General features: G+C 56.1%; 13 protein-coding genes. 12 read left to right on the top strand and 1 reads right to left on the bottom strand.

From position 1 onward, the window contains the following. Positions 1 to 4 precede the first annotated feature (4 nt). The 3 genes from QMP16_RS07490 (at position 5) to QMP16_RS07480 (ending at position 3250) form a co-directional block, all read left to right on the top strand. The gene (locus QMP16_RS07490) at positions 5 to 805 is read left to right on the top strand and encodes an efflux RND transporter periplasmic adaptor subunit (RefSeq protein WP_282151843.1); all 801 of its coding nucleotides are present in this window, start codon (positions 5 to 7) and stop codon (positions 803 to 805) included. 55 nt (positions 806 to 860) lie between these two features. Continuing rightward, positions 861 to 2123 carry an MFS transporter gene (locus QMP16_RS07485; protein WP_282151842.1) on the top strand — a complete coding sequence of 421 codons (1263 nt, stop codon included), beginning with the start codon at positions 861 to 863 and terminating at the stop codon, positions 2121 to 2123. Between the two features lie 125 nt (positions 2124 to 2248). Then, a complete protein-coding gene (locus QMP16_RS07480; RefSeq protein ID WP_282151841.1) occupies positions 2249 to 3250 on the top strand; it encodes a calcium:proton antiporter in 1002 nt (333 codons plus the stop codon). Positions 3251 to 3471: 221 nt separating this feature from the next. Here QMP16_RS07480 and QMP16_RS07475 read toward each other — a convergent pair whose 3' ends face one another. Next, entirely contained in the window at positions 3472 to 4125 is a 654-nt protein-coding gene (locus tag QMP16_RS07475; protein ID WP_170651106.1) for a GntR family transcriptional regulator, read from the bottom strand. Between QMP16_RS07475 and QMP16_RS07470 the strand changes: the two genes are divergently transcribed. The 9 genes from QMP16_RS07470 to QMP16_RS07430 all read left to right on the top strand — a co-directional run bounded on the left by QMP16_RS07470 (position 4124) and on the right by QMP16_RS07430 (position 14174). Next, positions 4124 to 5425 carry a Gfo/Idh/MocA family protein gene (locus QMP16_RS07470; RefSeq protein ID WP_282151840.1) on the top strand — a complete coding sequence of 434 codons (1302 nt, stop codon included), beginning with the start codon at positions 4124 to 4126 and terminating at the stop codon, positions 5423 to 5425. The genes QMP16_RS07475 and QMP16_RS07470 overlap by 2 nt on opposite strands. 91 nt (positions 5426 to 5516) lie before the next feature. Next, positions 5517 to 6527: a TRAP transporter substrate-binding protein DctP gene (dctP, locus tag QMP16_RS07465; RefSeq protein WP_282151839.1), complete on the top strand. Its 1011-nt coding sequence runs from the start codon at positions 5517 to 5519 to the stop codon at positions 6525 to 6527. 30 nt (positions 6528 to 6557) lie between these two features. Then, complete coding sequence (locus QMP16_RS07460; protein ID WP_170460347.1) at positions 6558 to 7133, top strand: TRAP transporter small permease; 576 nt, start codon at positions 6558 to 6560, stop codon at positions 7131 to 7133. After that, positions 7130 to 8425 carry a TRAP transporter large permease gene (locus QMP16_RS07455; protein WP_282151838.1) on the top strand — a complete coding sequence of 432 codons (1296 nt, stop codon included), beginning with the start codon at positions 7130 to 7132 and terminating at the stop codon, positions 8423 to 8425. Before QMP16_RS07460 ends, QMP16_RS07455 begins: the two co-directional genes overlap by 4 nt. Next, positions 8425 to 10317 carry a bifunctional sugar phosphate isomerase/epimerase/4-hydroxyphenylpyruvate dioxygenase family protein gene (locus QMP16_RS07450; protein ID WP_282151837.1) on the top strand — a complete coding sequence of 631 codons (1893 nt, stop codon included), beginning with the start codon at positions 8425 to 8427 and terminating at the stop codon, positions 10315 to 10317. The genes QMP16_RS07455 and QMP16_RS07450 overlap by 1 nt, the downstream gene beginning before the upstream one ends. Further along, positions 10314 to 11150, top strand: coding sequence for a citryl-CoA lyase (locus tag QMP16_RS07445; protein WP_282151836.1), 837 nt, complete (start codon positions 10314 to 10316; stop codon positions 11148 to 11150). The genes QMP16_RS07450 and QMP16_RS07445 overlap by 4 nt, the downstream gene beginning before the upstream one ends. Then, positions 11140 to 12327 carry a Gfo/Idh/MocA family protein gene (locus QMP16_RS07440; protein WP_282151835.1) on the top strand — a complete coding sequence of 396 codons (1188 nt, stop codon included), beginning with the start codon at positions 11140 to 11142 and terminating at the stop codon, positions 12325 to 12327. The genes QMP16_RS07445 and QMP16_RS07440 overlap by 11 nt, the downstream gene beginning before the upstream one ends. Beyond that, entirely contained in the window at positions 12317 to 12991 is a 675-nt protein-coding gene (locus tag QMP16_RS07435; protein ID WP_282151834.1) for a hypothetical protein, read from the top strand. The genes QMP16_RS07440 and QMP16_RS07435 overlap by 11 nt, the downstream gene beginning before the upstream one ends. Continuing rightward, complete coding sequence (locus tag QMP16_RS07430; RefSeq protein WP_282151833.1) at positions 12984 to 14174, top strand: Gfo/Idh/MocA family protein; 1191 nt, start codon at positions 12984 to 12986, stop codon at positions 14172 to 14174. The genes QMP16_RS07435 and QMP16_RS07430 overlap by 8 nt, the downstream gene beginning before the upstream one ends. Positions 14175 to 14265: the final 91 nt, after the last annotated feature.

Raw genomic sequence — 14265 nt, 5'->3', positions numbered from 1 at the left:
TCTGATGACACACAGTGCCCACGCGGAGCCTGTGAAAGACTTCACCAACATGCTCGCCGCAGAGACATTTGCCGGACGGATAGAGGCCAGTGAGAGCGCCCTTGTGGCCAATTCGGTGCGCGGCATCCTCGCGGCGGTGCATTTCAAGCCGGGCGATACGGTGGAGAAAGGCCAATTGCTGTTTGAAATTGCGGCCCCGGCTTACGAACAAAAGCTCGCCGCAAGCCGTGCGGTCGAAAACCGTCGTGAGGCCGAATTGGCAACAGCGGAGGCCGAGGCGCGACGGCAGGCGAAACTTGGCACGCGCGATGTGGTTTCCGAACAGGCCGTTCAAGACGCTATGGACCGGCTGATACTGGCCAAGGTGGCGTTGCAAGAGGCGCAGGCGCACCGTGCATTGGCAGAGCTTGAGATGGCTTCGACACAGATCAGGGCGCCGATTTCGGGGCAAATTGGGCTCGCCCGCAAACAGGTGGGCACCTATCTGGACACAGAAAACGGTCAAGCGCTGGCGCAGATTGTGCACACAGACACGGTCCGAGTTGTGTACGGAATGCCGTACAAATCCCTGATCGCGCTGGACCAGTCGACGCCAGAGGGCCTGAGTGCTCTGATGGAGCGCTTTCAGGTCGACTTGCATTTGCCAGGTGACGTTCAGCCACTGGCACAGGGTGGCCGTGTGCTTTTTTCTGAAAGCGTGCTGGTTGCGGACGAAACCCTCCGCATCTGGGCGGAAATCCCAAATCTTGAGCGCGGCCTCATTCCCGGCTTGAACATCGAAGTCAAAGTCAGATTACCAAACTAAAACAGGTCGCGCGTCAGGCGCGGTCCACTTTCCCTCTCTTTCCTGGAGCAGTTCCATGGCCCGGTTCAGCGATCAAATCCATACCCTGAAATACCTGTTTATCGCGGTCGCGGCGATACAGTTGGTGACTGCGGCATCGGGCACCATCGTCGCGCTCTATTTTGCCCAAACCGGCGCGTCTCAGGAAATCGCCGCGCTGGCGCCCGCTGCTTACTCGTTGGGATTCCTGATCGGCTGTTTCTACATTGCAGGCTGGATCACCAGCATTGGACATATTCGTGCATTTTCTGCGGCGGCGGCCATATGTACCGCTGCCGCCCTGCTGTTTTCCGTGACTGAAAACGAGCCCACGCTGCTAATCGTGCGCCTGATGACCGGCGTTGCAACCGCGGGCCTTTTTGCCATCGGTGACGCCTGGATCAGCGAAACCGTCGACGAAAAATCGCGGGGCCGATTGCTTGCCGTGTTTGCCATTGTCCTCGGGTTGATGTCGGTTCTCAGTCAGGTTCTCGTCATCGTTACACCCGACGACCTGAACCAGTCTTTTGTGCTGATGTCCTTGCTCTACTGTCTGGCAATTGTGGTGATCGCCGCGACGCCCAGCACGCCGCCCGAGGGCAAAGAACGGGCGAATGTACGCTTCAAGGCGCTGTTTCAAGACGCGCCCACTGCCGCTCTCGGCGCGCTCACCGTTGGTATCGTGTCCACAGTGTTCATGAATGTTGTGCCGTATCGGGCGGCTGTCATTGGCATTGATGCCGCGGATGTGGCTATTGGCATCGCTGCTATTTACATCGGGCGTATCCTGTTTCTCTATCCGCTTGGATTTGTGTCAGACCGCATGGATCGGCGCCGCGTCATTGTAGTGACGGCGACAGTCGCAACCGGCGCCCTTGCGGCCTTCGCCACTTTCGCCACTGGCGACGGTGCGCGCTACTCAGCCATCGTGGGCACACCACTTTACATTGCAATGCTCGCCGGATTGATCCTCCTGGGCGGATCGATGCTCACCCTCTACTCGCTGCTTTTGGCTCACGCGATGGACCGCACTGTGCCCGTCTATGTCGCGTCCAGTGCTGTCACAATGCTGTTTGTCTTCACTATCGGCGGCATTGCAGGCCCACTCATGACCAGCGCGCTTTCGGCGGTATTTGGCGATGCGGTCATGGGCTGGATGCTTGTACTTGCTATGGCCGTCTTCGCGGGCTTCTCCGCTTTCAGGATCAAAACAGTGGCCCCGGCTGCCAGAGCGGAACAAACCCACTTTAAGGCGACCGAAACCACCAGCCTCAAATCCGTCCCCACCCAGAAACGGTAAGGTAGGAGACCACCACCTCCACAAACCTCTTTCGCGCAGAAAAAGCCACTCTACTCATCTGGCTCGTATTTGTTGCCATGACCTTCGCCGGCGACCTCATCAAGCCAACGGCCACTGGCTCCATCATGTCCTGGCTCCTGCTGGGCGGCATTTTCGGCGTGATGCTGTCCGTGGTCTTCCGCGTGGTGCACCACGCCGAGTGCTTGGCCGTCATCTTTGGCGAGCCTTATGGCACATTTATCCTGACATTGTCGGTGATCGGCATCGAAGTGGCTCTGATCACAGCTGTTATGCTGACCGGGGACAACAACCCGACACTGGCTCGGGACACTATGTTTTCCGTGTTGATAATTGTCATGAACGGATTGGTTGGTCTCAGCCTGCTGATTGGGGGGCTGCGGCACGGGCTGCAGGTGTTCAACCTCTCGGGTGCTAATGCCTACCTTGTGGTGCTGTTGCCAGTGGCCATCGTCAGCCTCGTCTTGCCAAGCTTCACCACATCCGCCCCGGGCGGTGGTCTGTCGGCTCTGCAAACTGTCTTCATGATCGCCATGTCCGTGGTGCTCTATGGGATTTTCCTCGTCTACCAAACCGCCGGCAAACCCGAGATTTTTCGACAGCCTGAGGAAGACCTGCCAACAACCGGTGGCTCGGATGCGCATCATCTGGAAACCAAAAGCATCGGTTTCCATGTTCTTTGGTTGGTGCTGGCGATGTTGCCCCTGGTTTTGATGTCCAAAAAAATGGCGCTGTTTGTCGATTTCAAATTGCTGGAATTTGGCGCACCTGTCGCGTTGGGTGGCTTTCTGGTTGCCGCCATGATCCTGACACCCGAAGCCCTCGCCGCGCTGGACGCTGCGCGGGCCAACAAACTGCAACGGGCCGTGAACATCTGTCTGGGGTCGGCTTTGGCAACCATTGGCCTAACAGTGCCCGCTGTGCTGATCGCGGCACATTTTGTTGCGCTTCCCATCGAACTTGGGCTCGGCGGCGCGGAAGTCGTCCTCCTGGCCCTGACAATAGGGATCAGCATCCTGACCTTTGTCGGAACCCGCACCAACGCGCTTCAGGGTGTCGTGCATCTGGCCGCCTTTATGACCTATGTGTTCCTGATATTTGACTCATGACCGTAGGTTTAAGTTGCGTTGGGTGAGCTCAAAAGGCAGCCCCTCACTGGCGGCTTTTTGCACCAGACCGAGTTTAATATTGCTAATTCGGACCTTCACTGCCCGACGCGTGAAGGTCCGCTTTGGGCCGTTCACAAACTTCTCGATTTAGATGTAGAATTATGAGTTATTCCCTGCCAAATCGACCTGAAGACGTCGAAGCACGCAATCAGCATGCCGCCTTACATAGCCTCCAACGTGTGGGTGAGGCCGTTTCGGATGTGATCTTCCAACAGTTTCTGGGCCGTGTCGGCGTCTCTGGCCAGTGCTGCATCAAACATGCCCTTGTGCTCCTTGACGGCCTCTTCGCCGCGATAGGTCAGCACGAGCATCTGATACCGCAGATACTTGTCGTAGATGATCGAGTGCAGAGACAGAAGGTTCTTGGAATTGCAGGCCGCTATCATCGCCTGGTGAAACTCCCAATCATATCTTTTCCAAGTCTCTTTTTCGGATTCATCTCCTCTGAGAAGCTGTTGTTCCATCAAGTGCAGTTTGTGGTGTGCGGCAACCAGGTTGCCTTCCCAGTCCGTGTCGCCGTTCGCAATGGACAACTCCAACGCGTGGCATTCCAACAGGACGCGCAGCTCTGAAATCTCGGTCAGGTCTTCTCGTGAAACCGGCGTGACCAGGAAACCCCGTTGCTCGGGAGCTTCGACAAATCCGTCGCTGGCGAGCCTGTTCAGCGTTTCACGAAGTGTCGAAAGGCTTGCCGAGTAGCGTTCCTTCAAGGCGTCCAGCTTCAGTTTGGAGCCGGGCTGCAACTCCCCGAAAATGATGTCCCGCTTGATGCGCTGATAGGTACTTGCACCTATCGTAGACGGCTGTTTCGCCATGCGTTTCACCCGATATTATCAGTTTCCTCGTTCAATTAGCATTTTTCAGAGACATCAGCAATCCAAACTGATGTATGGTAAAAATAAAAATATCATACATTATTGCGGAATCGCGAAAACCCCAATACGGTCGTGGCCAAGTTGGGCAAAGCAGCCCGATCGCAATCATCGGTTTCGGGATTTTCCGGACCCTCCGGAAGGAAGCAAAGTGTCTAAGAATTTTCGCATTGCCATTGTCGGCATTGGTCTTGTTGGACGCCGCCACGCAGACGCTATCCGAGCGTTGCGCCATGTTGATCTCGTCGCGGTGGTCGACCCCAGCGATGAAGGTCGTGCTTACGCCGTTGAGCACGGGGTCGCATGTTACGAGACCCTCGAGGAAATGTTTTCAAATCAGACGCCGGACGGAGCTGTTCTTGCGACCCCGACCACGCTTCATGTTGAACAAGGCCTCACGTGTGTTCGACATGGTTGTCCCGTTCTTGTCGAAAAACCGATCGCCGTAGAAGCCACCGCTGCACTTGAGCTTGTTCAAGCAGCGGAGAAGGCCAATGTGCCACTGATGGTCGGACATCATCGTCGACACAATCCTCTGATCCGGTCGGCTAAGGAAGCCATTGTCGATGGGAAGATTGGAGATGTGCGCGCTGTTCATGCGAATTGCTGGTTCTATAAGCCAGACGAGTATTTTGATGCTGCGCCCTGGAGAAAGAAACCCGGTGCAGGGCCCATCTCGGTCAATCTTGTCCACGACGTTGATCTGCTGCGGTACTTGGCCGGAGAAGTCATGACCGTACAGGCTCAGTCGGCTGCATCGCAGCGGGGTTACGACAACGAAGATGTTGCCGGTGCTCTGTTGACGTTCGAAAGCGGAGCGATAGGGACCATAAGTGTGTCCGACAGCATCGTTGCCCCATGGAGCTGGGAGATGACGTCTCAGGAATATCCAATCTATCCTTCAACCACTGAGAGTAGCTACATGATAGGTGGCTCTCATGGTTCGTTGTCCGTTCCCGATCTCCGCCTGTGGAGTTACCAGAGAGAGCAAAGGGATTGGTGGACGCCAATCTCATCAACCGCGCTGAAGAAGGGTGCCTCTGACCCCCTGGTCAATCAACTCAGGCACTTTGTTGAAGTTGCTCGGCGCGAAGCAGAGCCGATTGTGTCTGGGTGGGAAGGTTTCAGAACGCTTCAAGTTATTGAAGCTATTCAGAATTCCTGCAGAACTGGCGAGACTGTCAGGATAAGAAACCTTCAGGAAACGCAGCAACAGAGATTGCAGGTAATTAAAAATATCTGATATTTTGTAAAACATCTTGCAAAATGCCCAAAATAGGTCAAAACTCTGAATCGCAAAAAAGAAGCATCATGATGTCTCAGGGAGGAGCAAAGTGATTACCAAACTTACCCGCCGGGCTGCTGTATCAGCCCTGGTCGCAACCGGTGTTCTGTTTAGCGCAACAAGTGGTGCGCTGGCGGAAGACAAAGTGCAACTTCGCCTCGCAACATCAGGATCGGAGACCGATCAGCGCTCGGTCGCTATGGCCGAGGTTTTCGCGCCCATGGTCGCTGATTTCGCAAGCTACGAGCCCAGCTATAATGGAACCATCTTCGCCCAAGGCACCGAGTTGGACGCCATCAGCCGGGGTAACCTGGAAATGTCGATCACCTCGGCGCAGGAACTGGCACAGTTCTTCCCCGAGTTTTCGATCTTTACCGCAGGCTATGTCCATCAGGACGCCGCGCATCAGGTGGCTGTCTTCAACGATCCCTTGATGGATGCCTTCAAGCAAAAGGCCGAAGAAGAACTGGGCGTCAAACTGCTGTCGGTCATGTATCTGGGCCGTCGTCAGGTGAACCTGCGCCAACCCAAGGATGAACTGACCGTCAGCACTCCAGCTGATCTGGAGGGTGTGAACCTGCGGATGCCGGGCACAGATGCGTGGCAGTTCCTTGGAAAAGCGCTGGGTGCCGCCCCGACACCAATGGCGTTCTCAGAGGTTTACACAGCTCTGTCGACCGGTGCCGTTGACGGTCAGGACAACCCATTGCCGACCGTGGTTGATGCCAAATTCTACGAAGTGACCAATCAGATCATCCTGACATCGCACTTGGTTGACTTGAACTATATCGCCATCGGCAAAGAAGTTTGGGATGGATTGACACCCGAGCAGCAGGCCAAGGTTCAGGAAGCTGCGGATGCAGCGGCTGAATCCGGTCGCCAGAAGCAGCTTCAGAAGGAAGACGATCTTGTCAGCTTCCTGAAAGAGCAGGGGATGGAGATCTACGAACCCGATCTGGCAGCGTTCCGCGATCAGGTACAGTCTATGTATCTGGACAGCGAGTTCGCTGGCTCATGGCCCGAAGGCGTTCTGGATCAGATCAACGCTCTGGGCAACTGAGCCCAGTAAGACAAGGGAGGGAGAACCACAATGAAAGCCTTTATAAAGGGGTTCTCCCGACTGACCGAAGCGATTGCCGGCGGGATGCTGGCGGCAATCTTCTTGATCTTTCTATTGCAAATACTCTTGCGCTACTTCTTTACCCCCGCTGGATGGACGCTTGAACTTATCGGCATTCTGTGGGTCTGGGTGATCTTCTTCAGTTGCGCTTTCATAGTGCGTGAACGTGATCATGTGAAGTTCGACATCATCTACCTTTCGGTGCCGATGCGCGTGCGGCAGGTCTTTGCAATGCTGGCGGCCGCAGCGATCGTGGTCGGTATGCTCTACAGCTTCCTTCCGACGTGGGACTACATCGACTGGATGAAAATCCGCAAGACATCGACTGTCCGAAATCCGTTCTCCGGCGAGAAGATACCGCTGCGCACAGTATTCTCGATTTACGCGGTATTCATGTTGGTCGTCGCAGCGCGCTACGCTTGGCTATTCTTCGACGTCATGCGCAATGGCCCCCCAAAGACAGAGTTGGAACTGGTTGTTGGGTACAACGTGGTTGACGACCATCCACGTGTCGACGTCGAAGAGGACGAGGAAGTTAAGAAATGAGTTTTGAACTTCTTTCCTGCCTGCTCGCTCTCTTTCTTCTGGCAGGCATCGGGACACCTATTGGCTATTCCATCCTATTGGCCTCATTAGTGTACCTGGGCACGGCCGGATTGGACGTCGCACTCGCAGGCGAGAAGATCCTGCAAGGCTTCTACAAAAGCACGATCCTGCTTGCCGTGCCTTTGTTCATCGTCGCTGCGAATATCATGAACGCTGGGTCGATCACGGACCGTCTGTTGAACTTCTGCGTCGCTGCTGTCGGTCGTTTCAAGGGCGGCCTCGGGCACGTAAACGTAGTAGGGTCTTTGATCTTTTCGGGTATGTCCGGCTCTGCCGTCGCGGATGCTGCCGGGATCGGCAAGATCATCATTGAGATGATGACCAAGGATGGCCGCTACAGCCGAGGCTACGCAGCTGCAATCACGGCGGCGTCGGCAACGATCGGCCCTATTATTCCACCCTCGATCCCGATGGTTTTGTACGCGCTCGTTTCCAAGGCCTCCATCGGGTCGCTGTTCTTGGCCGGTATTCTGCCGGGCTTGATCATGGGCGTCGTCCTCATGGCGATGAACTACTATCTGGCCGGAAAGCGGAACTTTGCATTGGAAGAACCAGTTCCGCTGCGCGAGTTGCCGGCTAAAACTGCCAACGCGTTCCCGGCACTGCTGATGCCCGCAATCCTGCTGTACGGCATATACGGGGGCGTCACCACTCCGACCGAGGCTGCAGCCGTGGCTGCGTTCTACGCCCTGCTACTTGCAGCGTTGTTCTACCGCGCACTGACCTTCCGTGGCCTTTATCAAGTGTTCGTCGACAGCGCGCGCTCTTCCGCAGCGGTCGGGGTGGTCATTGGTGGCGCGTTCATTCTGAACTTCATCGTCATTCAGGAGCAAATTCCTCAGTCGATCTCGGCACTGCTGGAGGGTTCTGATGTAAGCCCGATTGTGTTCCTGATCCTGGTTAACCTGCTGATCCTTGCTTTGGGATGCGTGTTAGACGCAACAACGATCATCCTCGTGATTGTGCCCCTGTTCATTCCAACCTGCGAAGCGCTTGGGATTGATCTGGTGCATTTCGGAGTGCTGGTCGTCGTGAACTCGATGATCGGCCTGATCACTCCGCCTTATGGCATTCTACTCTTTGTGATCAACGCCGTGACGGACATTCCGCTGCGCGAAATCATCTCCGAAATCTGGGCCTTCCTCGCGGTTCTCATCTTCGCCCTGGTGATAATGATGCTGATGCCGGATCTGGTCCTGTGGTTGCCGCGTATGTTTGGATATCAGGGATAATGTGCCTCTCGGTTTCGACAACGTCGATCCCCGGTGATCTGGCCGCAAAACTGAGTGCTATCGCTGACGCGGGATTCAGGGGTGTCGAATTACACGAACCGGATTTGACCGCTTTTGACGGGCCGCCATCGCAAATTCGGAACATTGCATCAGATCTCGGCCTGAAGATTTGCCTGCTGCAACCCTTCCATAACCTTGAAGGCCAGTCCGGCGGTGGACGGGAGCGCGCCTTTGATCGGCTGAAACGCAAACTCGACCTGATGAGCGAGTTGGGAACGGAATTGCTGCTCATTGGGTCCGCGTTCGAGGTCGATGCCGCTGCGACCGAAGAACAGGTAATCGCAGATCTTGGCGAAGCGGCCGAGATCGCGAAAGAGATGGGATTGCGTCTGGCCTATATGGGCTTGCCATGGTCAAATCTTATTCACTCGGATGAACAGGCGTTAGGCGTCGTTGAAGCTGTCGACAGCCCTCATCTGGGGTTGGCTTTGAATTCCTTCTTCTCGCTTGCCGACGGGTCCAAACCAGCCCGCCTTCGGGACATTCCTGGAGAGCGGCTGTTTCATGTGCAACTGTCCGATGCACCGCGACTTGAGATGGATATTCGCAGGCTCAAACGGCACTTTGGGCTTCTTCCAGGGCTTGGGTCGCTGAACCTTGCGGGCTTTGTGCGGGTGTTGTCCCGCGCCGGATACAAGGGGCCTTGGTCCATTGCGCGCGTCAACGAAGCGGCCCCGCAACCGGGTGGCCGGACACTGGCCCGAGACAGCTACAGGTCGCTGGTGAACCTGTTAGATGAGGTTTCCCGGACCGAGCCGGGAACCGATTTTGGCATCCCGGACCTGCCGGAGCGCGTCTATGCGTCAGGCTTTGAGTTCGTCGAATTTACAGCCGATGAATTAAGCGGCGCGCAGCTGGCGGACATTCTGTCAGCAATGTGCTTTCGAATGGAGCGAAAACACGTCACCAAGTCCGTCGAGCTGTGGCGGCAGGGTGCGATAAACATCGTCGTGAACACCGAAAAGGAAGGATTTTCCCACTCGGCGTTCCTGGGTCACGGCCCCTCCGTTTGTGACATGGGGTTGCGTGTCAAAGATGCGGATCAGACCGTTCAGCGGGCGACCGCGTTGGGCGCGCCGAATTTCTCACAACCGGTGGGAACAGGGGAACTGGATATCCCGGCCATTCGGGGCGTTGGTGGCAACGTCGTTCATTTCATCGATGAGAAATCCGATCTCCATCGGGTATGGGACATCGAGTTCGAGCCGGTTGCGAAAACCAAAGCCACCCAACCTGCCGGTCTGCGTCGTATCGACCATCTGGCCCAGACGATGCGTCACGATGAGATGCAAAGCTGGCTGCTCTACTACATTTCGACTTTCGAGATGGCAAAATCCCCTATCGTGAACGTCGCCGACCCGTCTGGTGTCGTGCAAAGCCAGGCTATCGAAAGTCCCGAAGGCGAAGTGCGCTTAAACCTGAATGGGGCAGTTGGGCGTCGAACACTGGCGGCGTCATTCCTTGAAGATGGCTTTGGGGCTGGTGTTCAGCACATCGCCTTCCAGTCGGATAATATTTTTGAGACCTCAGCTCAGTTGCTCAAGTCCGGTTTTCCCAGTCTGACGATCCCTGAAAACTACTACGCTGATCTGCAAGCGACTTTCGGATTGGACGACGATTTGATCGCCCAACTGCGCCGAGGTAACATTCTTTACGATCGGGCAGCGGGTGCTGAGTATTTTCAGATTTACAGCCGCCCCATCTTTAACGGCTTCTTTTTCGAAATCGTTGAACGCCGCATGGGCTATGCCGGTTACGGTGCGCGTAACGCGCCCATTCGCCTCGCAGCGCAAAGCAAAACCCAGACGCTCAAAGAGGTGAAGACTCAATGACTGTGCTGGATGAAAACATGACAATGGATGAGCGCGCCGTTCGCCATTGGTGGCGTACCTCCATCATCGACATGAAGCCTGGTCAGATCGCTTTTCGTGGCAACGCCATAGAGGACCTGATCGGGAACGTTTCATTCCCGCAGATGATCTGGCTGATGGTGCGGGGCGATCTGCCCAGCGACTCACAAGCGCGCTTGCTCGAAGCCGCTTTGGTCGCAGGCGTGGATCACGGTCCGCAGGCCCCCTCGATTGCGGCTGCGCGTATGGCCGCCACCTGCGGGGTAGGTCTCAATAATGCGATGGCGACCGCGGTGAACATGCTGGGCGACGTGCACGGCGGGGCAGGCGAGCAGTGTGCAGAGCTGTACTATGATATCGCAGTCCGTATGGATGCAGGAGCTTCGCTGAATGACGCTGTTCGGGATGGCTTGGACAGCTGGCGCGAGACCTACGGCAAGATCGTCTCGGGCTTTGGTCACAGGTTCCACAAACCCGTCGATCCACGTGCGCCTCGATTGATGCAACTTGTGCGTGATGCGGCGACAGAAGGTACAGTTTCTGGCCGGTTTGCCGATATCGGAGAAGAGGTTCAAACTGAACTCGGCCGTCAACGAGGCGGTCGGCCAATTGCCATGAATATCGATGGCGCGACAGCTGTGATCTTCTGCGAACTTGGCTTTCCTGCGCCTTTGTCGCGAGGGCTGTTCTGCCTGTCCCGCTCGGTCGGAATACTCGCCCACGCTTGGGAGCAGATGAACCAGGGCGGTCGGAACAAAGGGCCGATGCCCCCGAATTACTTACCACTCTACGAAGACAGGAATGATGACACGTGAGACATCGAAATCCTTCCGGGTCGGCCTTATTGGCTGTGGTCGTATCAGCGATATCTATCTAAAAACACTATCAGAATTTTCGAGCGTCGAGGTTGCTGCTTGTGCAAGTCTCGATCTTTCGGAAAGCCGCACCAAAGCGGGTCAATACGGCATCGCCAAGGCCTGCACGCCAGATGAAGTGTTTGACGATCCGACAATCGATTGCGTTCTGAATCTGACAATTCCGGCGGCGCATGCCGAAATCAGCCTGCGCGCCTTAAAGGCGGGCAAGCACGTCTATTCCGAAAAGCCACTGGTCATGAATCGGACAGATGGAAAGGCGATCCTGCACATGGCCTCTGAAAAGGGGTTACTGGTCGGTTGCGCGCCCGACACATTTTTGGGCGGTCGCTGGCAGACCGTTCGGAACTTGATCGACGAGGGTGCCATTGGCAAACCGGCAGGGGTTTTTGCACATGTCGGTACCCACGGGACAGAACGCCACCATCCCAACCCTGATTTCTACTACCAAGCTGGTGGCGGGCCCTTGCTTGACCTTGGACCATACTACCTGACCGCAATGATTTGCTGCCTTGGTCCCGTTGACCGGGTCGCCGGAATGGCTCGGCGCACGTTCGACAAAAGGATGATCGAAAATGGCCCTCGCAACGGCGAATGGATAGATGTCGAGGTGGACACGCACTCCCTAAGCCTGCTGCAGTTCTCTTCCGGAGCTATAGGGTCGATGACCATGAGCTTCGACGTCTGGGACAGCGAAACTCCGCGTTTCGAGATCTATGGTGAAGACGGCACCATCAGCATCCCTGACCCTGACCCGGTTCATGGAGCCAACATCTTTCAGGGAGATGTCTGGTTGAAAACGCGTGAAACCTCGCGCTGGTCTCATCAACCTCGTCCAACCGGTCGTGAAGACTGGCAGGTGGTCGAAAACAAACACGGGTTCAATGAAGACAGCCGCGGGCTCGGCCTTTTGGATCTGGCCTTGGCGGCAAAAGAAGGACGCCAACCCCGCGCAAGTGGAGCGCTTGCCTACCATGTTTTTGAGGTCATGGACGCGATTGAACGGGCGCCGAAATTCGGCGCCTATCAAACGATAGAAAGCTGTTGCGCGGCACCCGAGCCCTTGCCGGTCGATTTCCTGAACGATGAGAGGAAGGAGCTGGTCCATGCCGTTTGAGACGCTCGACTTTGCCCAGCCATTCTTTCGCGTCCAGCACCTCACCGGTGAAGATAGAATATCTGTCGAGGGTCGTGCAATTGTTCTTAACCTCGGGCAACTGGATCTCTCGGTCGAGGATCAGGCCGTTGCACCGCTTTCGTCCGTTATCGTGCAAGATAGCGCACTCAAAGGTGTGGAACGCGCAGTAATTGTCTACGGTTTCGACGCCCATGCCGATGACAACGAATTGTTTGAACGGGTGAAAGATACATGGCCATCTGCTTTTGACGTTCGCCAAGAGGAGCGTCTGCGCGGTGTCAGCCACTACATGTCGCCAAAGGTCTTCGTGGGTAACGTTGGACTGACCATGTACCATTCCGGCTCGGTTCCACTGAATGTCGGATTGCACAAGGATCATCCGTTCTGCCCGGTATCGGGGTTTCGCGAAGTGCATACGCAAATCGTAGGCTTTGGCAAAATGCAGCAATGCCGCGAACGGGATGTTGAAACCCTTTACCTCGAAGAATTCATGGCCCCGGGCACGACGCACAAGCCGATGTATGACGCCGCAGGCAATTATCCCTGGCATCAATACGAGACGATTACCCCCAGCATCTTCATGGCGGTGGAAATATTGCCGGAGGGCGCACGGGTCCCGGAAATGGAGGTTCAGAATGGCTGAGAGACTTTTACCCGAAAACCTGAACTTTGATGGCCCTTTCCCCCGCTTGTCTCGCCGTTTGAGGCTGGGCGTTGTTGGTGGTGGACGTATCTCTGTCACGCAAGCAACGGCTGCGCGGATGACCGACCGGTGGGAGGTCGTCGCTGGCGCGCTTAGTTCTGATGCCGCACGCAGCAAAGCACGCGGGGACGAGTGGTTCCTACCATCAGACAGATGTTATACGTCGTTCGAGGCGATGGCGCAGGCCGAGGCGGCGCGCCTGGATGGCGTGGATGCCGTCATGATCACTACCCCGAACCACGTTCATTTCGAAGCGGCCAAAGCGTTTCTGGAGGTGGGCATTGACGTGCTGTGCGACAAGCCGCTGACCAACGAAGTCGACGAGGCCGAGGGGCTTGAGGAGATTACCGCGCGCACGGGACACATCTTTGCTGTCGGCTATGCGATGTCGTGTTTTGCAGTAATCCGTCAGGCCAAACAAATCGTGGCGGAAGGCGGCATCGGTAAAATCAACCAAATCCACGTCGAGTTCATGCAAGACTGGATGACGCCCGATGATGTGGCTGATGCGCCCCATGTCAAATGGCGGCTGGACCCAAAGATTTCTGGCCCGACCAGTTGTGTCGGCGATATCGGCACCCATGCCGCGCATCTGGCCAGTTTTGTCTCGGGCCTGCCCTTGACCGACCTACGGGCCGAGTTTCATGTCTGCGGCGCGCCAAAGCCTTTGGAAGACACGGTGTTCATGTTCACCCGTTACCAAAATGAAGTCCCCGGAACCTTGATGGCAACACGCCTTGCCCCCGGAAACCGGGGTGGGTTGCGGTTGCGCATATTCGGCAGCGAAGGCGGTCTCGAGTGGGACCTGGAGAATTCGGAACAGCTGAAGTTCAATCGGTTTGGTAAGCCGGATGGTATCATCAGCCGAGGTCACGGGCATGGTATCGGACCCGGCGCGGAACGTCTGATCCGTACCGCGCGGGGCTTCCCCGAGGGGATTATCGAAGCCTGGGCCAACCTCTATACGGAATTTGCTATGGCCGTAGCCGCGCGTCGGGATGGCGTTACCGTTCCGGCCGATTGGCTTGCTTATCCCAGTGTCGAACAAGGCGCAGACGGTGTCCGATTCATTGACGCCTCTGTGCGCTCTCACCAGTCCGGAGGGGACTGGGTCACTCTCTAAGGCTCTGCCAACACGAAGGTTAAGCACGCCCGGGCAGTTGCCCGGGCGTTTTCATTTCCTGCTCTGTTTTAAAAGTTGATATTTTCAAAAA

It is taken from the genome of Ruegeria atlantica, assembly GCF_947495585.1.
Lineage (GTDB): Bacteria > Pseudomonadota > Alphaproteobacteria > Rhodobacterales > Rhodobacteraceae > Ruegeria > Ruegeria atlantica_G.
This window is presented reverse-complemented; position numbering and strand designations above follow the sequence as displayed.

What these genes read in the sequence shown, in the direction of transcription:
- QMP16_RS07490 (WP_282151843.1), top strand. Translation starts at nt 5, where the DNA reads ATGACACACAGTGCCCACGCGGAGCCTGTGAAAGACTTCACCAACATG.
- QMP16_RS07485 (WP_282151842.1), top strand. Translation starts at nt 861, where the DNA reads ATGGCCCGGTTCAGCGATCAAATCCATACCCTGAAATACCTGTTTATC.
- QMP16_RS07480 (WP_282151841.1), top strand. Translation starts at nt 2,249, where the DNA reads ATGTCCTGGCTCCTGCTGGGCGGCATTTTCGGCGTGATGCTGTCCGTG.
- QMP16_RS07470 (WP_282151840.1), top strand. Translation starts at nt 4,124, where the DNA reads ATGCGTTTCACCCGATATTATCAGTTTCCTCGTTCAATTAGCATTTTT.
- QMP16_RS07475 (WP_170651106.1), bottom strand. Translation starts at nt 4,125, where the DNA reads ATGGCGAAACAGCCGTCTACGATAGGTGCAAGTACCTATCAGCGCATC.
- QMP16_RS07460 (WP_170460347.1), top strand. Translation starts at nt 6,558, where the DNA reads ATGAAAGCCTTTATAAAGGGGTTCTCCCGACTGACCGAAGCGATTGCC.
- QMP16_RS07455 (WP_282151838.1), top strand. Translation starts at nt 7,130, where the DNA reads ATGAGTTTTGAACTTCTTTCCTGCCTGCTCGCTCTCTTTCTTCTGGCA.
- QMP16_RS07450 (WP_282151837.1), top strand. Translation starts at nt 8,425, where the DNA reads ATGTGCCTCTCGGTTTCGACAACGTCGATCCCCGGTGATCTGGCCGCA.
- QMP16_RS07445 (WP_282151836.1), top strand. Translation starts at nt 10,314, where the DNA reads ATGACTGTGCTGGATGAAAACATGACAATGGATGAGCGCGCCGTTCGC.
- QMP16_RS07440 (WP_282151835.1), top strand. Translation starts at nt 11,140, where the DNA reads ATGACACGTGAGACATCGAAATCCTTCCGGGTCGGCCTTATTGGCTGT.
- QMP16_RS07435 (WP_282151834.1), top strand. Translation starts at nt 12,317, where the DNA reads ATGCCGTTTGAGACGCTCGACTTTGCCCAGCCATTCTTTCGCGTCCAG.
- QMP16_RS07430 (WP_282151833.1), top strand. Translation starts at nt 12,984, where the DNA reads ATGGCTGAGAGACTTTTACCCGAAAACCTGAACTTTGATGGCCCTTTC.